We start from the raw sequence: 23,360 nt of genomic DNA, 5'->3' as shown, positions 1-23,360 counted from the left end.
TAAAAAAAATTGTTTACATATTTGTTCTCTCGTACAGGGGTAAAATCCTGTTCATTTCTTTTGCAAAACAACCAATAATAAACATTTAATTTTCAGATATATGACTAAAACTGCGCAATCGGTATGGGAAAACTGTCTGGTGTTCATAAAAGACAATATTCAGGATCAGGCATACAAAACCTGGTTCGAACCGATTAGAGCGGTAGAGTTAACTGACAATGCTCTTTATATTCAGGTACCCAGTAAATTCTTTTATGAATGGCTGGAAGAACACTATGTAAAACTACTAAAGGTTGCACTAACCAAAGAACTTGGAAACGGTGCAAAGTTACTCTATAAAATTAAAATGGAGAACGTTTACGGCAACAAACAACCGTTTACCGAACAGTTACCAAGTGCCCATCGTACACCTGTTAAACCACAGGAGGTTGATGTACCTTTGCAAAACAAAAATCCGGAGCTTAAAAACCCTTTTATCATACCGGGAATAAGAAACGTAAAAATCGAATCACAGCTTAATGCCAACTACAGCTTTGACAATTTCCTTGAAGGAGATTCTAACAGGCTGGCACGTTCGGCAGGTATGGCTGTTGCCAATAAACCGGGAGGCACTTCTTTCAACCCGCTATTAATATTTGGCGGTGTAGGCTTGGGTAAAACCCACCTTGCACATGCCATTGGTGTTGAAATTAAAGAGAAGTTCCCAGAAAAGACAGTACTTTATATTTCTGCAGAAATTTTCACGCAGCAGTATATTGACTCCGTAAAAAGAAATACAAGAAACGACTTTATCCATTTTTACCAACTGATAGATGTACTTATTATAGATGACGTACAGTTCCTGTCGGGTAAAACAGGCACACAGGATGTTTTCTTCCATATATTCAATCACCTGCACCAAAACGGAAAACAGGTTATCCTTACTTCAGATAAGGCTCCTGTTGACATGCAGGATATCGAGCAAAGGCTATTATCACGTTTTAAGTGGGGATTATCTGCCGAACTTCACCAACCGGATTATGAAACAAGGATATCTATCCTTAATAACATATTATACCGTGATGGGGTTGAAATGCCTGATGAGATTGTGGAGTATGTGGCTAAAAACATCAAATCTAACGTTCGTGAGCTTGAAGGAGCCATTATCTCTTTAATAGCACAGTCTTCTTTCAACAAACGTGAGGTTACCATAGACCTTGCTAAGCAGGTAGTGGAAAAGTTCGTGAAAAATGTGAAGCGCGAAATATCTATAGATTACATACAAAAGGTAGTTTCAGATTATTTCCAGCTTGATGTTGATACACTACAGTCTAAAACAAGAAAACGCCATGTAGTACAGGCTCGCCAGCTGGCTATGTTCTTTGCTAAAAAGTTCACTAAAGCATCGTTGGCAAACATCGGTTCTCAAATTGGTGACCGAGATCACGCTACCGTACTGCATGCATGTAAAACTGTAGACAACTTAGTTTCAACCGATAAACAATTCCGTAAATTTGTTGATGATATCAACAAAAAACTATCGATATAATGCCCGTTAAGATTTTAATGGTATGCCTGGGAAACATTTGCCGTTCTCCCCTGGCAGAAGGTATTTTACAATCTAAACTCCCTACAGGAAAATTTGTTGTGGATTCTGCCGGAACAGGTGGCTGGCATGTAGGCGAACAGCCTGACAAACGCTCTATAGCTACTGCAAAAAACCGTGGCCTGGACATCAGCTGTCAAAAAGCAAGACAATTTAAAACATCCGACTTTACTGAATTCGACCATATTTTTGTTATGGACAGCTCTAACCTTAAAGATGTTTTAAGACTTGCCCCTAATGACACAACCAAAGCCGAAGTAAGCCTGATGATGGATGCCCTTCATCCGGGACAGGGAGTTAATGTGCCCGATCCTTACTACGGAGGACCTGAAGGTTTTGACAATGTTTACGATATGCTTGATCAAGCCTGCGAAATTGTAGCTACCAAACTTATAAAAGAACACGCCTGATGAACACAATAGGAAAATTATATCTGTTACCAGTCCCTCTTGGCCCCGATGCCAACCCAAAAGAGGTTCTTCCGGAAACGGTAGAGAAATCCATTGAGTTTATTGATCACTATATTGTGGAAAATGAAAAAACAGCTCGCCGTTTCATTAAGGCAATACTACCTGCTAAAAAACAGCCCGAGCTAAAAATATCTGTACTTAACAAGCACACAGAACCTTCAGAACACCATGATTTTATAAAACCTTGCCTTGAAGGTAAAAATGTAGGACTAATGAGTGAAGCTGGTTGCCCCGGTGTAGCCGATCCAGGCGCTGCGATAGTTAAAATCGCTCACGAAAAAGGCATTCAGGTTGTACCGCTTGTAGGACCGTCTTCTATACTTTTGGCTATTATGACATCAGGAATGAACGGGCAAAGTTTTGCTTTTAACGGCTACCTGCCTATAGATAAAGGTGAAAAGAAAAATGCACTTAAAAATTTTGAAAAACTGTCGCACGAAAAGAGCCAGTCGCAACTTTTTATAGAAACCCCTTATCGCAATAACAAACTGGTTGAAGATATTTTACAAACCCTACAACCTTCTACTCATTTATGCATTGCCTGCGATATTACGTTATCTACCGAATATATTAAGACAAAAACCGTAGCACAGTGGAAAAAAGAAAAGCTGGACCTGCACAACAGGCCTGCAATCTTTATAATCCATAAATTTTAATCGTTCGCTTCTTCCCTGCGTTTTTGTTCGGCAAGAATTTCATCCGGCCTTGCATCAAAAACATATTTGTTTAAAACATTTACCACATCGGCAAACGAAAAACAGATAGCTATCTCTTTTTTGATAATATCGGCATCCTCATATTGGGTTATAATGCCCTCATCATAATCAATGCAACGCTGTATCTCTTCCTTTATATCTTCAATATGGTATTCACCTGCATGTTCCCAAACCGGCTCCACTTCAAATTCAGGATTGTATAAAGTATGAGCCACCACTCTGTTCACAACAGTATCTTCAAACAAGTCTGACTTCAGGTAATATTTCCAGATATTACCCTGCCCGTCATAAAGCAAAGAATGATTGTCTTTTATAAGTAATTCTGTAGCCGGAGCTTTAGAAAGATTCTCTTCTGTAGGAATCAGATCTACATGATAAGAATCGTAAATATCAATTAAAGGAAAAACAGGCTTCATTTGGTTTAGATAGTTTGCTAATAAAAATAACCTATTTATCTAAACGCAAAAAACTAAAAATATTTTTTCTTTATCCAAAAAGCAAGGTTAACCAACGCTATAAGTGCAGGTACTTCTACCAACGGACCTATAACTCCCGCAAAAGCCTGACCACTGTTTATACCAAATACCCCTATTGCCACAGCAATTGCCAGTTCAAAATTATTACCCGCAGCAGTAAAGGATATCGCCGCCGACTGGCTGTAATCTGCTCCTGTTTTTTTTGCTATAAAAAAGCTCGCCACAAACATGATTACAAAATAAACCGCTAACGGAACAGCAATACGAAGCACATCCATAGGTATCTCCACTATGAGTTTCCCCTTAAGGCTAAACATCAGTACAATTGTAAACAATAGTGCTATAAGCGTAAAAGGAGAAATAAAAGGAAGATATTTTTTTGTAAACCATTCTTCACCTTTAAGTTTTATGAGTATAATTCTTGAGAGTATACCTGCAGCAAAAGGAACCCCTAGGTAAAGCAATACACTTTGGGCAATCTCACCCATAGTTATAGAAACTTCCATGCCTTCTATACCAAAGTACGGCGGAAGCACCGTTATAAAAACATAAGCATAAACGCTGTACAACAGCACCTGGAAAACACTGTTTAAGGCAACCAGCCCCGCAGCATATTCACGATTACCCTCTGCAAGTTCGTTCCACACTATTACCATTGCAATACATCGTGCAATACCTATTAATATCAGCCCCGACATGTATTCAGGATATCCTTTTAAAAATAAAATAGCTAAAAAGAACATAATTATAGGTCCTATTACCCAATTAAGCAATAACGAAGCACCTAATACTTTTGTATTCCTGAAAACTTTACCAATTGTTTCATATTTTACTTTTGCTAATGGCGGATACATCATTATTATCAGCCCAATTGCCAAAGGTATGTTAGTAGTACCGCTGGAAAACGAATTAATAAAACTATCGGCATCTAGGGAAAAATACCCTATCATCACCCCGATAACCATCGCCGTAAAAATCCACAAGGTTAGGTAACGGTCTAAAAACCCCAGTTTTTTTCTCTCAGCAGCCGGAGCACAATTAGTTACACTCATAAGAATAAATTTTCGGCAATATTTTCTGCCAATGAATACCGGTAAGAAACGACACTAAAAACCGACAGACAAAAGACAGAAAATATTACCGTGGCTATACAGCCATCATATCAATAAAATTTTTACAATACTCTTTTATCATTTCCCTAACCCTTCTGAACTCAGCAGCAACTTCTTCTTCACTACCCTCATATTTGGAAGGATCCGGAAAATTATAATGAAAACGTTCGGCTTTAGAAGGGAAAAAAGGACAGTTTTCCTTAGCATTATCGCAAACCGTGATTATAAAATCAAAGTCGATATCACTATACTCCTCCACATTATTAGACGTGTGGCCTGATATATCAATACCATCTTCCTTCATAAAAGCTATAGCTTTTGGATTTACGCCATGCGTTTCAACTCCTGCACTATAAACTTCTGCCCTGCCGTTTGCAAAATAATTTAGGTAACCGTGAGCCATCTGGCTTCTGCAGCTATTACCTGTACATAATACTAAAATCTTATTCATATAATAAAAATTAACAACATCCTCCTCCCGGAGTACAACATGATTGTTGGTTCTCAACTAATTCTTTTTTCTCCGGCACCCCGCAGGTATCAGACGCTAAGCATGCGGTATTTTTTATTGTAAGTACAAAATCTTTTCCATCAAAATCAAGTCCGTACTTACCTATGGTCGTATCCTGATATTCTACTTCAATCTCGCTATCTTCCATACCAAGTACTTTTTCCGATAACGCTATTATGTTGCGCAGTTTCTTAGGTTTAAGTCTGTGCTCATAATCATTTGCATCCCATAGCTGAAAATTAGCAACTGTCTCTTTCCTAACTGTGCCTCCACAGTCTATAAAATTTCGGGCAACCACACCTACTTCCGTTACATGAAAATGTTCCGGCACATATGTCCCGTTTGGTAATCTGAAAGTAACCCCTTCAACTGTTTCCAGTATATTTTTTATTTCTGATAATCTCATAATTTTTAATTTTTTAATTAACAACAGTTATATTTCTTTTTCGCCAATGAAAGAGAAACATGCTCAAAAAATGATTTAATTTTTTCGAATCCCGCCTCATCAATACAGTAGCATATAGCAGTACCCTCTATATTACCTTTTATGAGTCCGGCATTTTTAAGTTCTTTCAAGTGCTGTGATACTGTAGGCTGAGCCAGAGGCAACACCCCTACTATATCACCACATATACAGGAATCTACTTTAAGCAGATATTCTATTATGGCAATCCTAGCCGGATGCCCTAACGCTTTTGCCAAAAGAGCAAGTTTATTTTGCTCTTCTGTAAACTGATCTGATTTTGTTGCTCCCATAACTCTATTTGTATATTGCAATATTACGATAAATAGTAATTCAAAAAAAATTCTAACATTAATTTAACATTAAGAATTAAACCAAAAGTACCCTATAAAATCCATTTATAAAAAAAGCCCTATTTTTGCGCCTTCAAAAACACCTCCTACCCTAATCTATTAAAATACAACACTTTTATAATGACCAAAATCTTTAACCTGTTTGATTTTTCACAAAAAGTAAATTATAAAAATGAAATCCTGGCAGGCCTTACTGTAGCCATGACCATGATACCGGAATCTTTATCATTTGCGATATTAGCGGGATTCCCTCCACTTGTCGGCTTATATGCAGCCTTTATTATGGGACTGATAACAGCCGTTTTTGGAGGAAGACCGGGGTTGGTTTCGGGAGGTGCAGGTGCTACTGTAGTTGTACTTATCGCCCTAATGCAGTCGCACGGTATAGAATATGTTTTTGGCGCAGTGGCATTAGCCGGGGTCTTCCAGATTTTGGTAGGATTATTCAAACTTGGTAAGTTCATCAGGCTTGTACCACAACCTGTAATGTATGGTTTTGTAAACGGACTGGCAGTAATTATTTTTATGTCTCAACTGGAGCAGTTTAAAAACGGAGAGAGTTGGCTAAACGGAACACCGCTTTACATTATGGGCGGACTTGTAGCCTTAACCATAGGAATAGTAATGATTTTTCCTAAAATAACGAAAGCTGTCCCTGCTTCCCTAGTTGCTATCATGGTAGTATTTGGGGTAGTTTTACTATTTAATATAAACACTAAAACAGTAGAAGATATCGCTTCTGTAGAGGGAGGTTTTCCTCCTTTCCATATTCCGGAAATACCTTTCACACTTGAAACCCTTAAAATAATATTTCCTTATTCACTAATCATGGCAGCAGTAGGGCTTACAGAAGGACTATTAACCTTAAACCTTGTAGACGAGATAACGAAAACAAGAGGAAACAGCAACAGGGAATGTTTAGCACAGGGAGGTGCCAACATTGCTAACGGATTCTTTTTTGGAATGGGTGGCTGCCCAATGATTGCACAAACACTGGTTAACCTATCTGCCGGATCAAGAGCAAGGTTATCAGGTATAATAGCTTCGCTAACTATCTTGCTAATAATATTGGTAGGTGCACCTGTAATCGGTAAACTGCCAATGGCAGCTTTAACCGGAGTAATGATTATGGTTGCAATAGGCACTTTTGAATGGGCAAGCTTCAGGATTATAAATAAAATGCCCAAGTCAGATATTATTACCGGTATACTGGTAGCATTTATTACCATTTTCATGAAAAACTTAGCACTTGCCGTATTGATAGGTGTTATAATATCGGCATTGGTATTTGCATGGGAAAGCGCCAAGCGCATACGCGCAAGGCACTATATAGATGATAACGGTGTTAAGCATTATGAAATTTACGGTCCGTTATTCTTTGGATCAACTACTGTATTTGCAGAGAAATTTAATGTAGATTCAGATCCTAATGAGGTTATAATAGACTTTAAGGAAAGTCGCGTAGCAGACATGTCGGCTATTGAAGCTCTAAATTCAATTACCAAAAAATACCACGAGGCAGGTAAAATGGTCCACCTGAGACATCTTAGCGACGACTGCATAAGGTTACTTAAAAATGCAGAAGCTGTTATTGATGTTAATATAATGGAAGATCCTACTTATAAAGTAGTGACCAATATTCACAATTAAACGGTACGCTTTTCAATATACTTAGAGTTCATTATACGCACTATACCCATATAATCCATAGTGAACTCTATTAAATCGCCTACCTTATATTGCTTAGGGTTTTCACCTAGATCCAGAACAACCATATCCGATGTTGCTCCTGCATATTTAATTTCGGCATCTGTAGCATCAAGGTGTTTCATATCTATATCCAACAGGCCAATATCAATAATAGCCCTAATGGTGGTTTTACCGTGGTCGCTTTCATCAAAATCAAAGCTCGTACCTTCAAGGTTTGTCCCCATTTCACCTGTTGGCACTATAGGTTTTTCATAAAGCTCAATAATCTCGGCATATAGTTTAAAAATATCATTCTCCATATGTTCGAACTTTTCACTATTGTACACATCGGTACCCATAAAAAGGGTTTCACCTACCCTGAAATGATTAATACCTACAGGTATTAAACCCTGTTGAACTAAAGGTATTGTGACAGATGAACCGCCTGAAATAAAAGGTATTTTCACATTGAATTTAGCCTCTACCAATTGCTTATACAAACTAAGCTGGATTAGCTTATCATTATTAGGAAGCACACCGTAAAGACAGGAAAGATTTGTCCCTAAGCCAATAATTTCTATATTTTTCATTTGAAAAACACGCGAATAGAAATCAACAAAATCCTCACGCATCACACCTTCACGAAGCTCACCCAAATCAATCATAATAATAATTTTGTGGATCACTCCCTGCTTTTGGGCTTCTTTGGAAAGCATTTCGATAGTCCTGAAATCAGTATTCATACTGATATCGGCATATTTAATTACATCATTAATTGCTCCTTTAGCTGGTGGCTTTATATAAATGGTCTCAACATTTTTATCAATAGCCTTAATGGTTTTAAGATTACTGATTCTGGAGTCAGAATATTGGCTAATGCCCATTTTTAAAAGCTCTGTAAGGTACTCTTTATTACCACACAGAATTTTTGTCACTACAGACCAGTATATATTATGCTCTTTAAAAAAGGAATTTAAGTAATTAAAGTTTGTTTTAAGTTTTTTTGTATCTAGTGTTATAAAAGCCATTAGCTTGTTTTTTTATACCTCATTTCAAGGTATTTATTTGTAAATCCAAGATGTTCATAAAGTCCTTTGGCAGGATTATCCGGCTCTACATGCAACGCCACATCTCCGTTAGCAGACTCCAGGGCTTCCTGCATCAGTTTTTTACCTATACCTTTCCCTCTTTGGTTAGGATCAGTAGCTATATAAACCAGTATGTTTTCAGGTATGTAACCCCCCATTCCGGTTTCGTTAATTACCACAGCACCTACAACTTGGTTATTATCTTCCAGCCTTGCAGTAAGTACAAGTCCTCCTGTGGTTTTGTTTTCCTCTTCATTTTTATTCAAAGCATAATTAACAGCTTTATTAATATCATCCGCAGGATCGCCATATTGTTCTAAACTTTTATATAAAAAGTTAACAACTTCCTTCTGCATTTCATTAGTTAAAGGTTCATTTGGATGATATTTTTGAATTTTTATCATTCTTTTTTGTTTAAAATTAATAAAAACGCAAGATAACCCTTTAAAAAACCAATTAAAAACTATTCCTGTTAAAATATGTTAATATTGGTTTTTAAGCCATTAAAATCATATTACAAATTTTAATGATTTTGTATTTTTGCAATATGGCAAAACTCATTAACCTAAAGACATTTAAAGAATTTTTTAATTCTTCATCAGGAGGAGGCGTAGTCCTCCTAATTTGTGTGGCACTCTCACTTATTATCGCTAATACCGAAATGGCATGGGGGTTTGAACACTTCCTTGAGCAAAAAGTAGGATTCCACAACGAAGCAGTACACTTGGAATTTTCAGTTATCAACTGGATTAACGACGGCCTTATGGCTGTGTTTTTCCTATTAGTAGGACTTGAAATAAAAAGGGAAATCGTAGAAGGTGAACTTTCATCACTTCGACATGCCTCCCTTCCTGTTTTGGCTGCTATAGGCGGGGTTTTGGTTCCTGCAACAATTTATTCGCTATTTAATGCCGGAACACCTACCGTACACGGATGGGGTATTCCTATGGCTACCGATATTGCCTTTGCTTTAGGTATTGTTTCGCTACTTGGAGACAAAGTTCCTACAGGACTTAAAATATTCCTTGCAGCACTTGCTATTGTAGACGATTTAATGGCAATTCTTGTTATTGCCATATTCTATACCTCAAACCTGAATTTAGAGTACCTTATGTATGCAGGTGGTATAATGATTATATTAATTATATTTAACAGGCTACGACTTAAAAACCTGTTATTCTATCTAATACCTGGTGCTATAATATGGTATTTAATTCACCATTCAGGTATTCACGCTACTATTGCAGGTGTACTTACAGCATTAACGTTACCAACAACTCCGGATGATAGCGAGTCTCCGCTTGAAAAACTGGAGCATGCATTAACTAAACCGGTAAACTTTATCATCATGCCTATATTTGCCATAGCAAATACCAACATTACTTTTGTTGATGGTATGGTTGAAGGATTGGCAAGCAACTTAGGGTTAGGTATTGTATTAGGCTTATTCTTAGGCAAACCAATTGGTATATTTGTCATGTCGTTCCTTTCGGTTAAGCTTAAAATAGCAGAACTGCCTAAAAATACGACCTGGACTCACGTAGTAGGATTAGGCATGCTGGGAGGTATTGGTTTTACCATGTCAATTTTCATCGCACTGTTATCGTTTAAAACAAGTGTAGATTTACAAACCGAAGCTAAGTTTGCCGTTCTGGTAGCCTCAGTACTATCGGGTGTATGTGGCTTTACCTGGTTAAGCCTGTACAACAAAAAGAAAAAGAAGAAAAAAGAAGCGTTAGCTGAAGCATAAAAAAAGAGAGGTTTAAGCCTCTCTTTTTTATTTATTACTTCTTCCTGAATATCTCAACATTACTTACTGATAACCGTTCATTCAGCCAACTCTTAAGCCTTGTCTTTTCCTCGTCAGAAAGATCTTCAGGGGTAGGTGTTTCATACAGTACAGCCGTAACACCCACTATACTGTCTTTACCGGTTGCAAGGTCATGATGTGATACCGAGAATGACTTTATCTTTGGAAACAGTGATTTGGCTTCTTTTAAAAACTTCTTATTATCAAAAGTATTGGCTGCAATTTGTTTTTCAAGCTGCACTATCCTTAAATCCTTTTGACTTACCTCGTTCTCTGTACTTTTTATTTGCTTTAGGATATCACCTTTAAGCGCATTAAACCTATCTGTACTATCCTGTCTTATTATAAGCCGTGTTCCTTTAAGGTATTCGTTATTATCCATCCTTTCCTGCAGCTGGGAAATTTCATTCTTTTCAAAACGTTTTGTAAGAAAAGCAAGCTCAAGTCTTTTAGGAGCAGTATTAAAACTGGTTTTTTGATACACTACAGTATATCCCCTGTCTGTAAACTCATTATCAATAAAATTATTAACTGTTTTTTTAAACTGTTGTTCCCTGTATAATGAATATGCCAGATAGGATGCCGGTAAAAGCATGGCAAACGTAAGCATTGATATTATCATCTTAACACGCTTTTGCTGCCTTTCATCAACCTGTTTTTTAGGAGCGTATTTAAGGTATTTTATAATAGCAAACGTGGCTATACCTATAAAAACACAATTAATACAATAAAGATAAAAAGCTCCTAAAAAATAAGACCATTCAAAAGTAGCTATACCATAACCCGCAGTACACAGCGGAGGCATTAAAGCCGTTGCAATTGCCACACCCGGAATAGGATTCCCCTTCTCTACCCTGGTTACTGCAATAACCCCTACAAGACCACCTGAAAACGCAATAATTATATCATATATAGTAGGTGCTGTTCTCGCTAATAATTCTGACTGGACATCTTTAAAAGGTGTAATTAAAAAATATATTGTTGAGAAGATAAGCCCTACAGCCGTAGCATTAAGAAGGTTTTTAAGTGACCTTTTAAGAAGGTTAAAATCATACACCCCTAAAGCAAAACCTGCTCCAACAATAGGCCCCATTAAAGGAGAAATTAACATCGCACCAATTACCACTGCTGTTGAGTTAACATTAAGCCCAACAGAAGCTATAATTATAGCACAGGCAAGTACCCATAAGTTTGCTCCTTTAAACTCAATGTTCTTTTTTACATTTTCAAGGATTTTTTCCCTATTATCCTCACCTTCATGAAGATTTAAAATAGCCGCTATTCTTCTCATCTATTAAAATTGATTGTTGTAAAAGTAAAATAACCACTACTTATAGCATCTATAAATAATGGTTACTGCAATTTATTACTTTTATAGGATATAAAGGGCCTGTTTATGAAAAAAGCAACTCTTTCGCTCTGCGTTTTAAAGTCTTCATTATATCAGCAGGGTAAGATCTTTTTCCCATAAAAACATCAGTCATTGCTTCAAAAGCCCCTTGTCCGTATTTTTTCATAAAAAGGTTCCTTATTTTAGGCTGATCGTATAAAAACTTAGAGAGTAATATCCCTGTTTTTATTTCTGGCAGTAATTTTTCTTCCAGTTTATCCATATAAATAAGTTCGGCCTTCTTAACATCAAGATCACTCTCCGCGATAGCATCGGCAACAAGCATACCACTGTAAATAGAATTTGATATACCTTCAGCTGTTACCGGATCTGCAAATCCTGCAGCATCTCCCACTAAGAAAACATTATTTTTTACAAAGCCATCGGTTCGGGGTGTCACCGGAATCTGAAAACCATGCTGAACTTCACTTATTACATTATCAATCTTTAATGTATTTGATAAATACTCCTGATAATATTGTTTTAGATTAATTTTTGTTCTTTTACCCGAAGCAACACCTATGGATAAATGGTTCTTTTTAGGAAAATTCCACGCATAACCACCCGGAATGGCATCTATATCAAAACGAACTGATTTTGAAAGCCTTTCAAAATCTGCTTCAGAAACTTCAACTTCATATTCTAATGCAGGAATTAAATGCCTGGTTTCCTTTTCCCAGCCCGCCATTTTTGCAGTTGGACTCAAAGCACCATCTGCTGCAATTACAAAACGGGTTTTTATTTCTTCATGAGTTGTAGATAACACTACATTTTCTCCTTCTGAAGTAAGTCCGGTTAACTTACAATTATCAATAACGGTTCCCCCTTTTTCAGTAACTTTTTTAACCAAAAAGCTGTCAAAGGTATCACGCATCACCATAGTAATAACAGGTTGGTCACGCTCAGTAATAAAATGAAAATCTTTACCTATTAAAGTATCTACTTTATAAAACTCACGTTCAGCAACTTCAGTAATATCAAATGGCAGCATTTTCACTCCTCTATATACAAAGCCCCCTCCACAGGTTTTATAACGCGGCAAAGTCTCTTTTTCTATTATAGCTACGGAAATTCCTTTTTCAGCCAACTTAAAAGCAGCAGCAGCTCCTGCAGGACCACTACCTATAATAACAACATCAAAATATTTCATTAAAATTTATAATAAAGTCCATTTTTTAGAATCGGCTAATATAGATAAATTTAATCTTTACTACCCATTATCATATTGTAAACAACAAATATAAAAACCTGACAATAATTAAATAAACTTTAATAATTAAAAAGATATTTAAATTTTAAATGTTATATTTTTTTTAACACCTTACTTTTTACTACATTAGCCATTGCTAACCAGTAAGTTATATGAATACCCCACTTGAAATAGTAGCAGGAGCACTGCTCCTAATGATTTTTCTCATATACATAATAAATAAAATACCTATGTATAGAGAGGAAAGATTGGAATTGCTTACTAAGTACCGTAAGACTCAGAATATGTTTCTTAAAGTTCAGGATATGCTTAGTGACTACATACTTAGCCATGATGCCATAGATCAGCCTATTATGCCGGGTGTTAGTTGTGGCGAGTATTTGCATGAAATGAAGAAGGAATTTTCTAAAAATCTTTCTAAAAATCTGTTATTAAAAATAAGAAGATGTAATAACAGAAGAGTTATTAACAAGATAAACTCTATGCTTAATGAGCAGGGCAACAAGCTTATTAAAACGAGAGAACTGATTACTCAGTTGCAAAAAAAAAGCTCTGATAATTCAGAGCTTTGTGCAGGTTAAATAAAATATTTAATCCAGTTTTACTTTAGCATTAGGGTTTGCGATAATGTTTGAGGTGTCATAACCTCCAAACCTTTTTATGTAGCTTCTTAATGAAGTTCCAAAACCGTCTTTAAACCCTTCTGTACCGTTACTTCTAAGGAATTTTTTAACTGATCCTGCTCCACCAAGGTGGGCTGCAGCCAATAGTCCTGATTCGGTAATTTTAATCCCATTAATGGTTTTACCTTCGTAACGCTTAATTTCTTTTCTTAGTTCCCATTTGTTTTTAGAAAGTAAAGCTTTAAAAGCTCTTTCCTGTAACTTAGGATTGTTTAAAAACTCTTTAGTATCCTTAATACCTATAGCTCTTAAAGTACTCTTCCCAAACTGGTATTTACCCATGTAACCATAAGGATTTACCAGTTTATAAAGCCCCTGAGATTCTTTTATGGCTATCGCCTGTTTAAAGCCAATGTACGACTTCCCGGTAAAAGGAAAGTTATAACTGGTTTTAGCAGTTTCGTCAATCGTTGGCACTGTATAGTTTGTAATCTCATCTTCTGAAAGGTGAAAACCTTCTATTCTGCCAAACTGTTTTGCATCGTTAGTTTTAAATCCTGAACTTACAATTGCAATGAAAAGGGATAACCCTAAAAAATAACTCCATTTTTTTATCATAAACACTGATTTCTCACTGTCTGTCACCCATGTGAAATTTCTCGATGGCAAAGATAACTAAAATTATTTGATTGATTTACAATAAATTAACTTTTAAATATATTTTTAACACTAATTTACTCATTCAAAAAACCAAAGAATTTTCTGTAAACACTGTAAACAAAGGGCTCTCCCTGAAACTTAAAATTTTGTCAACATCAAGTGTTCATATCTGTGTTTTAACTAAAAATTAACCCCGAAAACGTTTGAACATTTTCGGGGTTTTATATTTTAAAAGGTCAATTTCTTAACTATTTTATTCCCATTTTGTTTACCCAGGCAACATATTTTTGTCTGTTTACGGCATGCTGTGCAGCGGTAACTGCAAACTCATGATAACCAAAGTTAGTTACACTGGCACAAAAGTAAATGTAATTATGCTGTTCCGGATTTAATACCGCATCTATAGCAGAAATATCGGGCATAGCTATTGGCCCCGGAGGAATTCCTTCATACATGTAGGTGTTGTAAGGAGAATCTACTTCAAGGTGTTTAAAATACACCCTTTTAATTACCTGGTCATAATCGCCTGATTGCTTTTTAACAGCATAAATAACAGTTGGGTCGGCTTCCAGCTTCATACCCTTTTTAATCCTGTTAAGGTATACACCGGCCACTCTTGGTCTTTCGTCTGCCTTAACGGTTTCTTTGTGGACAATAGAAGCAAGTGCCATTACCTGTAGCGGAGTTAAGCCCAAAGCCTCAGCTTTTACAACTCTTTCCTCATTCCAAAACTTCCTGTATTCTTTAGCCATTCTTTCACGGAACTTATTAGGGCTAACATCCCAAAAGAACTCGTAGGTATTAGGTATAAATATGCTCAGTATATTATCCTCATTAAACCCGTTTTCTTCCATAAATTGTTTGTCAGTAAAGGCGGTATATAATGCAAGACTGTCCGGCTCAATCTGCTCTGCTATTCTTCCAATAGTCTTAGGAAATGTTTCCTGATTATTAAATGAAAGATTGACTGGAACAGGTTGTCTGAGAGAGTTAATAATATCATTACTGTTCATGCCTTTTTTAAACACAAATTTACCCGCCTTTACATTCCTTACATACGACTTCTTTTCAGCTACCATCCTAAAACGATCCATGTTTTCAACATAGGGCTTTACAATCTGCTCTACATCGGCATACAAAGAACCGGTAGGTATGTAGATAGCTACTTTACTATCAGCAAATGCTGTATTAGGAGAAAAAATATCTTTATAAATTTTATAGCCATATATACTGGCTGCGGTAATAACCACTAGAGAAAATATCCCTATAATTTTTCTAAGTTTCAATTTGCTTATTTTTGTTTGTGTATTAACTGATACAGGGCTTCGTCTTTATACTGGTTATCAACTCTGTTCCAGTCTTTTTTAACCCCTATTTGCTCGAAGCCAAAATTAGTAAAAAGTGTGATACTTGCTACGTTGCCTGTATCAATATTTGCATAAAGCTGATGAAGCTGCAATCTCTGGAATGCATAGTCAATTAAAAGCCCTAAAGCTTCTTTCCCAACACCTTTGTTTCTGTGCTCCTCATTACGGATTATTATGCCTATTCCTGCCCTTTGGTTTACAGGATCAAAGTCAAAAAGATCAATTAATCCTAAGGCAGTAAAACCATCTTTTTCACAAATGGCAAGTCTTAGTTGTTTTGCCTCATAAATATCCTGATGTGCATTTTCAAGATACTGACGGATTAGAAAACGGCTGTAAGGTGTTTGGGTATTGCTTATTTCCCAAATTTCCTCATTATTTTCAATACTATATATAAACTCAAGATCCTCCGGTTCAAGAGCTCTTAAAAATATAGTATTTCCCTGTAGTGTTACCATTCTACCTCGCCTTTAAACACAAACGTTGCCGGACCGGTTAAAAATACATCTGTAAATCGTTTATCATTTTGCTTAAACGAAACCTTAAGTTCACCTCCCTGTGTATTTAGCCTTACTTCATTAGCATGGGTTTTCCCCAAAACTTTCATTGCTATGGCCACAGCAGTAACTCCCGTGCCACAGGAAAGGGTTTCATCTTCTACACCACGCTCATAAGTACGTACGGCAAAAGTATCTTCTTCTTCAGGGCTCACAAAATTGATATTAGAACCTTTCTCGCCATATAAATCACTATAACGTATAGAAGCGCCTATACCTTTTACATTAAATTTATCAAGTTCTTCCACTATCTCAACATGGTGAGGAGAACCTGTATCAAGAAAAACATAATGCTCATATACCGATACGCTGTTTACATCCTTCATTTGCAGTGAAACAATACCTTCATCATCCACGGTTGCATAATGTGGACCATCGGTAGCTATAAAGTTAGTTTCATCATCAATTACACCAAGCATCTTGGCAAAAGCCACGAGGCATCTGCCTCCATTACCGCACATTGAACTTTCATTCCCGTCAGAATTATAATATACCATACGAAAATCGGCATTATTATCGTTTTCTAATAGTATTAGCCCATCAGCACCAATGCCAAATTTTCGGTCACACAGCTGTGCAACAAGTTTGGTATCATTTTTGGGAAATATATCCTTGCGGTTATCGATCATCACAAAATCGTTTCCCGTACCCTGGTATTTGTAAAAGGTGTATTGCATTTTATACAGGTATTTAGGCAAAAGTACGAATATTAACGACAACTGGAAATGAACGCTATCGCTTATATTATTTTATAACTTTTTACCATTAAAATTTTAAAAACTGTTGAGGATTATGAAAAGAATTTCAGGTTTATTCCTTGTGGCTCTCTTAAGTGGCGCCACTACCTTAGGAGCTTATAAACTGGTTTTTGATGACAATGCAAACGCATCGTCATTATCCGTAGCTCCTTCACAAGCTGTTTACGCTAAAAATGTAAGCTACCTTCCCGAAACGGGAGATTTTACAGCCGCTGCCGATAAGGCTGTACATGCGGTTGTTCACGTAACAAATGTTTCATACAGATCTGTCCCGAATAACTTTTTCTTTGGCTATGGCCAGAGCGAACCGCAACCTCAGGTAGGTACGGGATCGGGTGTAATTATTACCGAAGACGGATATATAGTAACCAATAATCACGTTGTACAAAATGCCAGCGAGCTAGAAGTTACCTTAAACAATAACAAGTCGTACAAGGCCAAATTAGTGGGTACCGACTCTAACATGGATATTGCCTTACTTAAGATAGAGACAGATGAGAAACTTCCGTATGCCACATTTGGTAATTCAGACGATATTAAAGTAGGCGAATGGGTACTTGCAGTAGGCAACCCCTATAACCTAAACTCTACGGTTACTGCCGGTATTGTATCAGCTAAGGCACGTAACCTGAGTAACGACGGCATTCAGTCATTTATTCAGACAGATGCAGCTGTAAACCCTGGTAACAGCGGAGGTGCACTGGTAAACATAAGAGGTGAACTAATTGGTATTAATACTATGATTACTTCTATGACCGGTTCTTATGTAGGATATTCGTTTGCTGTACCTTCAAACATTACAAGAAAAATTATTGAAGACATTATGGAGTATGGTAACGTACAACGTGGTGTACTTGGTGTAAAAGGCAGCGAACTAAACAGCTATGCCTCAAAAGAATTAGGCGTAAGCGAAACACAAGGATTCTATATTAATGATATTGTAAAAGGATCGGGAGCCGAAAAAGCAGGCCTTAAAAAAGGAGATATTATTGTTGATATCGATGGCAGGACCATTAATAGCTTTGCCGACCTAAATAACGCAATTGCAACCAAAAGACCTAATGATGTGGTTAAAGTAGGTGTACATCGTGACGGAGAACTGGTTAATTTACCGGTTAAATTATATAAAAACGAGATAAACACCTTTAAATATAATGGTCTCGAACTACAAGACGTAACCAGTAGCGACAAAAAGAAATTCAATATCAATTTTGGTGTTAAGGTTACCGAGATTAATGATGAAAGTCTGATGCCATATTATGACGAATTAAAAGATGGTATTATACTTAGCATAGGTAACGTTAAGGCTAAAGATGTGGATACGGTTTCTAAACTACTTAGTAACAGAAAGCCTAATCAAAGGCTTCGTGTTGAAATGGTTACCCAAAACGGGGAAATTGTACGATTCCTAATTTAAATTGATCCCTTATTTATAACGTTGTTGGGCCTCTGCATTTTGCAGGGGCTTTTTTTATTCATCTAAACACAACACTGCCGTAACCTAAAATAAATACTTCCTGAGGTAATTTTGGCGCAAACTATACTAATGAAGAAAAAAGTTATCAGGAGACTGGAAATATTACTTCACATACTTACTTCGGTAATACTATTATTAAAAGGTTTTGATCAGCTTGCCAAAACAATATATTTCCCTGCAGTAATATTAATTTCTTTGGGGTTATTAGTCATGCTTCTTAATCTGTTTTGGAGAAAACTTAGGGTAAAACCAAAAGAAGCCCGTACCGCCTGTTATTATATAGAGACTCCTGCCCTGCTGCTAATTTCATACATCATTCACCTTGAAGGAGTCCATACTGTACCTTATGCTTTTTTTATTGCTTCATTGTTGTATGCAGCAGTGGGTTTTATTTCCTCTAATAAATCAAAAAAAATTACCCGTCATAATTTTTAATCCCTACCTATTTTAACACAAAAAAGCAATGATTATCAAAAAGTAAAGTATACTTCTGCTATTTTTGTCTGTACAACTACTATACAGACTATTATATGAAACGTACAATTACTTTGTTATCATTTCTTACTACAATGTTTTGCTTTACTCAAGCTACTGCACAACATTCAAAAAAAGAAAAGCAGATTGCATATTTTGGGAAAACCCTTCCCGCCGACAATAATGGGTATACCCCATGTGTCAGTACAGAATATGACAGCTATCTGGATGCAAAATATCCGGAAAGGCAAACCATACAGGAATTTGAAAACTGGATGGCTGCTAAAATTGAAGAAAGAAAAAACAGGTTTCAGTTAAAAACCACTAACGAAGTCATTACCATACCTGTAGTGATACACATTATTCATAATGGCGACCCGATAGGGGTTGATGAAAACATTACCGATGAACAGGCCATTTCTCAGATACAGGTATTAAATGAGGATTTCAGAAGACTGGCAGGTACTCCCGGCTTTAACGACCATCCTGACGGAGCTGACCTTGAGATAGAATTCTGTCTGGCACAAAGAGACCCGGGCGGCAGCCCTACATCAGGTATAGAACATATTGATTTAGGCAGGTCCAGCTGGAATTCCTTTGAAGCTATTGATGGTATACTTAAAGCTGAAACCCAATGGGACCCTGAAAGATACCTTAACATATGGGTATGTAAAATGGGCGGAGAAATGGAAGGTGTAGGCGGTTATGCCTATTTCCCTCAGGCATCAGGCTTACCTGGCTTGGCAGGTTCAGAAGGAACTGCAGAAATTGACGGCGTGGTACTTGCTTACTATGGTATAGGATCTGAAGATATCTACCCTGAAGGAACCTATTCCTTTGGTCGTGACAAAGGCCGAAGTGCTTCGCATGAAATAGGACATTTCTTTGGGCTTCGCCATATTTGGGGTGACGACAATAGTTGTTTTGCAACTGATTATTGCGATGATACTCCTCCTGTTGTAGGTCTTCATTTTTCCTGTAATGAAGCTGACACCTGTACTGAAGACACTAAGGTTGATATGATAGAAAATCATATGGACTATACACTGGACGAATGTAAAAACATTTTTACCAACGACCAGAAAGAAAGAGTAATGACAGTGCTTGAAAACTCTCCGAGAAGGATGTCTCTTGCCAACTCAAACGGCTGTATCGCTCCTGAAGGTGTAGAATATGACGGTTCATTATTTATTGAGGATATCGACACCGGTTGTTCTCAAAATTTCAACACTCAGCTAACACTAACCAATATTGGCAGTGAGACCATAACTCAGGCTGTAATTAACTACAGAATTGATAATGGTGACACACAAATATACAACTGGAGCGGAAGCCTTGAAACTAATGCTTTTGAAACAATTATTATTAGTAATCTAACGGCTTCTGCCGGTGACCACATTTTTTATGCCGATATAATAAGCGTAAACAGTATTACCGACAACTACGAATTTAATGATGCTAAACAAAGAAGTTTTGCTTATGCAGAGGGCTTTATTTATGACACTGAAACAATAACGCTTAACCTGCAAAATGATGCATGGGGAAGCGAAGTTACCTGGAGCTTTAAAAACAGTACAGGGGAGATTTTATATTCGGGTGGTCCTTATGAAGATGAAGAAGAGGCAATGCCTCCATTAATTACAGAAGTTTTTGAAGTTGAAAGCAATGAATGTTACACCTTCACTATAAAAGATGAATTTGGTGATGGCATCTGTTGCTTCTCAGGCGATGGTTATTACAGTCTTATTACAGATGACAATACAACTCTTGTTACCAACGGTGATTATGGTTTTGGCGATAAAGTAAGCTTTAGTAAGCCTGTTGAAATGGGCATTGATGAATATACTCTACAAGGACTGTCCATTTATCCTAATCCGGTTAATGATGCTTTATATATAAGCTCGAAGCTTACAGGCAATGTATCTTATACAATTTACAACAATCTTGGACAGGTTGTGGCTAACGGAAATACCAGCCTAAACAACAATACAGGAATAAACACATCTGCATTTAGCCAGGGTATTTATATTATAAAAATAAACAGCGAAGGAAAAGACAAGTCCTTTAAGTTTATTAAACAGTAACAATAGATATACTTAAAAAACAAAAAGGGACGCATAAGCGTCCCTTTTTTCCCTTAACAATAATTAATTTTCTTTTTACTTTTTAGCAATTTTTATAGTTTTCGTAGCATCACCCGTAATAACCTTAACCAAATAAGTACCGGCTGATAAGCCTGACATATCTAACTGAACATCATTTACAGCATAATTTTTCGCTATAATCTGCTGTCCAACCAAATTGTAAACTTCAATATTCGTTATAGTACTGGTGTAAGACATGTATAACATATTATCTACAGGGTTTGGATAATATTTAAAAGAGCCAAACGCAAAATCTTCATTTCCTAACAATACACCTACCATGAACGGAACACTCTCACACCCATCTATAGTTTGTGTTATATAATAAGTACCATCAGCCATAATTTGTGTATCTCCCGAAAGAGCATTTTCTCCTGCTAAAGCATCCTCTTCAGATTCGTACCAGTTTACAGTAGCACCTTCCAGAATTTCCACTTCAATTTCGCTTACAGTAGGATAATCCAGCATATCCGGATCATTATCAAATTCCTGTTCTGCATCACCTGTAGGTGGCGGAACAACAGTTAACGTAACAGCTACAGCTGTTCTTAACGCACTTTCGCAACCGCCATCAGGCATTTGTGCCGCATAATAAATACCTTCCGCAAGAACATCGGTATCGGCTAGTGCCTCTCCCCCTTCTTCATCATTATACCAAATAACAACATCTCCTTCAGCCATTAAATCTGCAACTACAGAGCCTGAGCATAATGTCTGATTAGCATCTGCGTCAGGTGCCTGAGTTTCACATAATATATTTAAAAGATAATCCTCTGCCTGTCCATACCCTTCTCCTGCATCACTTGAACATGGGTCATCAGCATAAGCATCAAATAATTTAAGAACCCTCATATAGGTAACACCCGTCATGGCGTCAACCGGAATAGTTATAGAAGCTGTTGCCTGCTGGCCATCCTCACCATCTGAATCTGAAACAAAACCGGCTTCAAAGCTTTCCCCTTCATCACCAAAATCACCATTTTGGTTAAAGTCAATAAATACAGTAAAATAATTTTCATAATCACCATCGGTATTACCCTCTAAGATAATGGTATAAGTTTGCCCAGGCACTACTTCTCCCGGCGTAAGGGAAGCAAAATTTTCTACTCCCGGAGTTCCGTCCACTTCTGCAGAGGTAACATTGTTAATACCTGCAAAATTTACTAGTGTTATCGGCTCAACAGCTCCGTCAAAGTCAATATCACAATTACAGGCAAGTCCACTCGAAACCACTTCAATAGGTGTACTGGTAACCGACTCTCCACTTGCATTACAAGTTACAACAGCCTGATACCATGTGTTAGCCGTTTGTGTTGTACTATATGTCTTTGCTTCCCCTCCGGTGGCAACATCAGTATATTCTACTCCGTCATCAGAAGATTGCCACTGAAAGCTTAAACCTGAATAATTGTACTCATCCGATAAGGATAAATTAATAGTTTCTGTATTACATGCAAATACCGTAGATGAAACCGTATTTGAGGCAGCAGGTGTACCTATACAGTCTCCTAAGCTTTCTACAACAAACACTTCATCAATATTAAGAAGCACATCTATAAAACCATCAGGACCCGGCACAGGACCCGGTGTAGCAAAAAACCTTAAATAAACTTCTCCTGCAGGCGGAGTAAAAGTCACTGTTCTTTGTGCACAGTCATCAGATACAACGTGATTGGACGGAGATACTGTTTCCAATAATGTCCATGGTCCTGTTGCAGAAGAACTATACTGTACAGTAAAATTACCCCATGAAGGAGAGTTTGGCATAGCCTCTTCTGTATCCCAGTCAAGCAGGCTATAGCTATATGTCAATGTAGTTTCTCCCCCGGTGGATGTTCCTACAGAAGGCGAAATAGTCTCTGCCGTATAGACATCCTCACCGTCATAAACATAAAAATTACCTGTCCATGAATATCCTCCTGAACAGGGAAACCAGTCGTAATCAAAATCTGAATCACTCCATTCGTAATCAAAATTTTCAAAACCTTCGTAGTAATTGATTTGTGCATAAGTCTTTTGAGAAAAGAACGTTAACAGCACAAATAAAAAGCCATACAAAAATAAAGGTAGGCGTGTTTTCATAATATCTTTTTTTAGCATTAAGCGTTAAAGTTAATATTTTTTTTAACAAAAAACACTATAAAACACTCATTTTAAAACAGTTAAAGTATTCAGATTACATATTAAGAGAAAAAATCAATAAAAATTTCACAACACATAACTTTACCTTAACACAAAAACATCAAAACACAGGAATTCTATAACAATAGTTTACACTCCTCTATTATATATTTAATTATCATCATTGTTTTAACTTCATTAGTGATATTTTAAAAATAAGTAAAAAACATTGAAAAAAATTTTTACGAAAACGTTTGAAATATATATTTTTGCAAACAAATAACACACTAAATATTTTCTATCTTC

General features: G+C 36.8%; 23 protein-coding genes. 9 read left to right on the top strand and 14 right to left on the bottom strand.

Annotated features, from left to right (window positions below; translation table 11 throughout):
* Positions 1 to 100 precede the first annotated feature (100 nt).
* Genes dnaA through NU09_RS12965 form a run of 3 tightly spaced genes read left to right on the top strand, consistent with a single transcriptional unit; the run spans position 101 to position 2,711 of the window.
* Positions 101 to 1,528, top strand: a complete 1,428-nt coding sequence (gene dnaA / locus NU09_RS12975) for a chromosomal replication initiator protein DnaA (protein ID WP_129751726.1) — start codon at positions 101 to 103, stop codon at positions 1,526 to 1,528.
* Positions 1,528 to 1,995, top strand: a complete 468-nt coding sequence (locus NU09_RS12970; protein WP_129751725.1) for a low molecular weight protein-tyrosine-phosphatase — start codon at positions 1,528 to 1,530, stop codon at positions 1,993 to 1,995. Before dnaA ends, NU09_RS12970 begins: the two co-directional genes overlap by 1 nt.
* Positions 1,995 to 2,711 carry an SAM-dependent methyltransferase gene (locus NU09_RS12965; protein WP_129751724.1) on the top strand — a complete coding sequence of 239 codons (717 nt, stop codon included), beginning with the start codon at positions 1,995 to 1,997 and terminating at the stop codon, positions 2,709 to 2,711. The genes NU09_RS12970 and NU09_RS12965 overlap by 1 nt, the downstream gene beginning before the upstream one ends.
* Here the strand turns inward: NU09_RS12965 and NU09_RS12960 are convergent.
* The 5 genes from NU09_RS12960 to NU09_RS12940 form a co-directional block, all read right to left on the bottom strand.
* A complete protein-coding gene (locus tag NU09_RS12960) occupies positions 2,708 to 3,187 on the bottom strand; it encodes a hypothetical protein (protein ID WP_129751723.1) in 480 nt (159 codons plus the stop codon). The two genes, NU09_RS12965 and NU09_RS12960, sit on opposite strands and share 4 nt — an antisense overlap.
* A 53-nt stretch (positions 3,188 to 3,240) precedes the next feature.
* A complete protein-coding gene (gene arsB, locus NU09_RS12955) occupies positions 3,241 to 4,299 on the bottom strand; it encodes an ACR3 family arsenite efflux transporter (protein ID WP_129751722.1) in 1,059 nt (352 codons plus the stop codon).
* Between the two features lie 94 nt (positions 4,300 to 4,393).
* On the bottom strand, positions 4,394 to 4,810 hold the full coding sequence (locus NU09_RS12950; protein WP_129751721.1) for an arsenate reductase ArsC: 417 nt from the start codon (positions 4,808 to 4,810) through the stop codon (positions 4,394 to 4,396).
* Between the two features lie 10 nt (positions 4,811 to 4,820).
* Positions 4,821 to 5,276 carry a DUF6428 family protein gene (locus tag NU09_RS12945; protein ID WP_129751720.1) on the bottom strand — a complete coding sequence of 152 codons (456 nt, stop codon included), beginning with the start codon at positions 5,274 to 5,276 and terminating at the stop codon, positions 4,821 to 4,823.
* Positions 5,277 to 5,293: 17 nt separating this feature from the next.
* Entirely contained in the window at positions 5,294 to 5,626 is a 333-nt protein-coding gene (locus NU09_RS12940) for an ArsR/SmtB family transcription factor (protein WP_129751719.1), read from the bottom strand.
* 180 nt (positions 5,627 to 5,806) lie between these two features.
* On the opposite strand from NU09_RS12940, the gene NU09_RS12935 reads away from it, so the two are divergent.
* Complete coding sequence (locus NU09_RS12935) at positions 5,807 to 7,336, top strand: SulP family inorganic anion transporter (protein ID WP_129751718.1); 1,530 nt, start codon at positions 5,807 to 5,809, stop codon at positions 7,334 to 7,336.
* Here NU09_RS12935 and NU09_RS12930 read toward each other — a convergent pair.
* Complete coding sequence (locus NU09_RS12930) at positions 7,333 to 8,403, bottom strand: alanine racemase (protein WP_129751717.1); 1,071 nt, start codon at positions 8,401 to 8,403, stop codon at positions 7,333 to 7,335. The genes NU09_RS12935 and NU09_RS12930 overlap by 4 nt on opposite strands.
* The gene (locus NU09_RS12925) at positions 8,403 to 8,867 is read right to left on the bottom strand and encodes a GNAT family N-acetyltransferase (protein ID WP_129751716.1); all 465 of its coding nucleotides are present in this window, start codon (positions 8,865 to 8,867) and stop codon (positions 8,403 to 8,405) included. The genes NU09_RS12930 and NU09_RS12925 overlap by 1 nt, the downstream gene beginning before the upstream one ends.
* 143 nt (positions 8,868 to 9,010) lie before the next feature.
* Between NU09_RS12925 and nhaA the strand changes: the two genes are divergently transcribed.
* Entirely contained in the window at positions 9,011 to 10,213 is a 1,203-nt protein-coding gene (nhaA, locus tag NU09_RS12920; RefSeq protein WP_129751715.1) for a Na+/H+ antiporter NhaA, read from the top strand.
* A gap of 34 nt (positions 10,214 to 10,247) precedes the next feature.
* Here the strand turns inward: nhaA and NU09_RS12915 are convergent, their stop codons facing one another.
* Both NU09_RS12915 and NU09_RS12910 read right to left on the bottom strand, forming a co-directional pair.
* On the bottom strand, positions 10,248 to 11,564 hold the full coding sequence (locus NU09_RS12915) for a TIGR00341 family protein (RefSeq protein WP_129751714.1): 1,317 nt from the start codon (positions 11,562 to 11,564) through the stop codon (positions 10,248 to 10,250).
* A gap of 103 nt (positions 11,565 to 11,667) precedes the next feature.
* Positions 11,668 to 12,813 carry an NAD(P)/FAD-dependent oxidoreductase gene (locus NU09_RS12910; protein WP_129751713.1) on the bottom strand — a complete coding sequence of 382 codons (1,146 nt, stop codon included), beginning with the start codon at positions 12,811 to 12,813 and terminating at the stop codon, positions 11,668 to 11,670.
* Positions 12,814 to 13,025: 212 nt separating this feature from the next.
* Between NU09_RS12910 and NU09_RS12905 the strand changes: the two genes are divergently transcribed.
* Entirely contained in the window at positions 13,026 to 13,454 is a 429-nt protein-coding gene (locus NU09_RS12905) for a hypothetical protein (RefSeq protein WP_129751712.1), read from the top strand.
* A 9-nt stretch (positions 13,455 to 13,463) separates the two neighbouring features.
* Here NU09_RS12905 and NU09_RS12900 read toward each other — a convergent pair whose 3' ends face one another.
* The 4 genes from NU09_RS12900 to dapF all read right to left on the bottom strand — a co-directional run bounded on the left by NU09_RS12900 (position 13,464) and on the right by dapF (position 16,757).
* Positions 13,464 to 14,114 carry a peptidoglycan-binding protein LysM gene (locus NU09_RS12900; RefSeq protein WP_129751711.1) on the bottom strand — a complete coding sequence of 217 codons (651 nt, stop codon included), beginning with the start codon at positions 14,112 to 14,114 and terminating at the stop codon, positions 13,464 to 13,466.
* A gap of 290 nt (positions 14,115 to 14,404) precedes the next feature.
* Positions 14,405 to 15,442, bottom strand: a complete 1,038-nt coding sequence (gene mltG, locus NU09_RS12895; protein WP_129751710.1) for an endolytic transglycosylase MltG — start codon at positions 15,440 to 15,442, stop codon at positions 14,405 to 14,407.
* A gap of 5 nt (positions 15,443 to 15,447) precedes the next feature.
* Positions 15,448 to 15,981, bottom strand: coding sequence for a GNAT family N-acetyltransferase (locus NU09_RS12890; RefSeq protein ID WP_129751709.1), 534 nt, complete (start codon positions 15,979 to 15,981; stop codon positions 15,448 to 15,450).
* Positions 15,975 to 16,757: a diaminopimelate epimerase gene (gene dapF / locus NU09_RS12885; protein WP_129751708.1), complete on the bottom strand. Its 783-nt coding sequence runs from the start codon at positions 16,755 to 16,757 to the stop codon at positions 15,975 to 15,977. The genes NU09_RS12890 and dapF overlap by 7 nt, the downstream gene beginning before the upstream one ends.
* A gap of 115 nt (positions 16,758 to 16,872) precedes the next feature.
* Here dapF and NU09_RS12880 point away from each other — a divergent pair, with 115 nt between their 5' ends.
* From NU09_RS12880 to NU09_RS12870, 3 genes are all read left to right on the top strand, one after another.
* Positions 16,873 to 18,255, top strand: coding sequence for a trypsin-like peptidase domain-containing protein (locus tag NU09_RS12880; protein ID WP_129751707.1), 1,383 nt, complete (start codon positions 16,873 to 16,875; stop codon positions 18,253 to 18,255).
* Positions 18,256 to 18,384: 129 nt separating this feature from the next.
* On the top strand, positions 18,385 to 18,750 hold the full coding sequence (locus NU09_RS12875; RefSeq protein ID WP_129751706.1) for a hypothetical protein: 366 nt from the start codon (positions 18,385 to 18,387) through the stop codon (positions 18,748 to 18,750).
* 95 nt (positions 18,751 to 18,845) lie between these two features.
* Positions 18,846 to 20,873: a T9SS type A sorting domain-containing protein gene (locus NU09_RS12870; protein WP_129751705.1), complete on the top strand. Its 2,028-nt coding sequence runs from the start codon at positions 18,846 to 18,848 to the stop codon at positions 20,871 to 20,873.
* A 75-nt stretch (positions 20,874 to 20,948) separates the two neighbouring features.
* Here NU09_RS12870 and NU09_RS12865 read toward each other — a convergent pair whose 3' ends face one another.
* On the bottom strand, positions 20,949 to 23,015 hold the full coding sequence (locus tag NU09_RS12865) for a GEVED domain-containing protein (RefSeq protein ID WP_165357696.1): 2,067 nt from the start codon (positions 23,013 to 23,015) through the stop codon (positions 20,949 to 20,951).
* Positions 23,016 to 23,360: the final 345 nt, after the last annotated feature.

It is taken from the genome of Flavobacterium beibuense, assembly GCF_004151245.1.
Classification (GTDB): domain Bacteria; phylum Bacteroidota; class Bacteroidia; order Flavobacteriales; family Flavobacteriaceae; genus Flavobacterium; species Flavobacterium beibuense_A.
The sequence above is the reverse complement of the archived record's forward strand: the minus strand, read 5'-3'. Positions and strand labels throughout refer to the sequence as shown.

Bases quoted from the DNA above. Each gene is read 5' to 3' on its own strand.
- dnaA (WP_129751726.1), top strand. From the start codon at position 101: ATGACTAAAACTGCGCAATCGGTATGGGAAAACTGTCTGGTGTTCATA.
- NU09_RS12970 (WP_129751725.1), top strand. From the start codon at position 1,528: ATGCCCGTTAAGATTTTAATGGTATGCCTGGGAAACATTTGCCGTTCT.
- NU09_RS12965 (WP_129751724.1), top strand. From the start codon at position 1,995: ATGAACACAATAGGAAAATTATATCTGTTACCAGTCCCTCTTGGCCCC.
- NU09_RS12960 (WP_129751723.1), bottom strand. From the start codon at position 3,187: ATGAAGCCTGTTTTTCCTTTAATTGATATTTACGATTCTTATCATGTA.
- arsB (WP_129751722.1), bottom strand. From the start codon at position 4,299: ATGAGTGTAACTAATTGTGCTCCGGCTGCTGAGAGAAAAAAACTGGGG.
- NU09_RS12950 (WP_129751721.1), bottom strand. From the start codon at position 4,810: ATGAATAAGATTTTAGTATTATGTACAGGTAATAGCTGCAGAAGCCAG.
- NU09_RS12945 (WP_129751720.1), bottom strand. From the start codon at position 5,276: ATGAGATTATCAGAAATAAAAAATATACTGGAAACAGTTGAAGGGGTT.
- NU09_RS12940 (WP_129751719.1), bottom strand. From the start codon at position 5,626: ATGGGAGCAACAAAATCAGATCAGTTTACAGAAGAGCAAAATAAACTT.
- NU09_RS12935 (WP_129751718.1), top strand. From the start codon at position 5,807: ATGACCAAAATCTTTAACCTGTTTGATTTTTCACAAAAAGTAAATTAT.
- NU09_RS12930 (WP_129751717.1), bottom strand. From the start codon at position 8,403: ATGGCTTTTATAACACTAGATACAAAAAAACTTAAAACAAACTTTAAT.
- NU09_RS12925 (WP_129751716.1), bottom strand. From the start codon at position 8,867: ATGATAAAAATTCAAAAATATCATCCAAATGAACCTTTAACTAATGAA.
- nhaA (WP_129751715.1), top strand. From the start codon at position 9,011: ATGGCAAAACTCATTAACCTAAAGACATTTAAAGAATTTTTTAATTCT.
- NU09_RS12915 (WP_129751714.1), bottom strand. From the start codon at position 11,564: ATGAGAAGAATAGCGGCTATTTTAAATCTTCATGAAGGTGAGGATAAT.
- NU09_RS12910 (WP_129751713.1), bottom strand. From the start codon at position 12,813: ATGAAATATTTTGATGTTGTTATTATAGGTAGTGGTCCTGCAGGAGCT.
- NU09_RS12905 (WP_129751712.1), top strand. From the start codon at position 13,026: ATGAATACCCCACTTGAAATAGTAGCAGGAGCACTGCTCCTAATGATT.
- NU09_RS12900 (WP_129751711.1), bottom strand. From the start codon at position 14,114: ATGATAAAAAAATGGAGTTATTTTTTAGGGTTATCCCTTTTCATTGCA.
- NU09_RS12890 (WP_129751709.1), bottom strand. From the start codon at position 15,981: ATGGTAACACTACAGGGAAATACTATATTTTTAAGAGCTCTTGAACCG.
- dapF (WP_129751708.1), bottom strand. From the start codon at position 16,757: ATGCAATACACCTTTTACAAATACCAGGGTACGGGAAACGATTTTGTG.
- NU09_RS12880 (WP_129751707.1), top strand. From the start codon at position 16,873: ATGAAAAGAATTTCAGGTTTATTCCTTGTGGCTCTCTTAAGTGGCGCC.
- NU09_RS12875 (WP_129751706.1), top strand. From the start codon at position 18,385: ATGAAGAAAAAAGTTATCAGGAGACTGGAAATATTACTTCACATACTT.
- NU09_RS12870 (WP_129751705.1), top strand. From the start codon at position 18,846: ATGAAACGTACAATTACTTTGTTATCATTTCTTACTACAATGTTTTGC.
- NU09_RS12865 (WP_165357696.1), bottom strand. From the start codon at position 23,015: ATGAAAACACGCCTACCTTTATTTTTGTATGGCTTTTTATTTGTGCTG.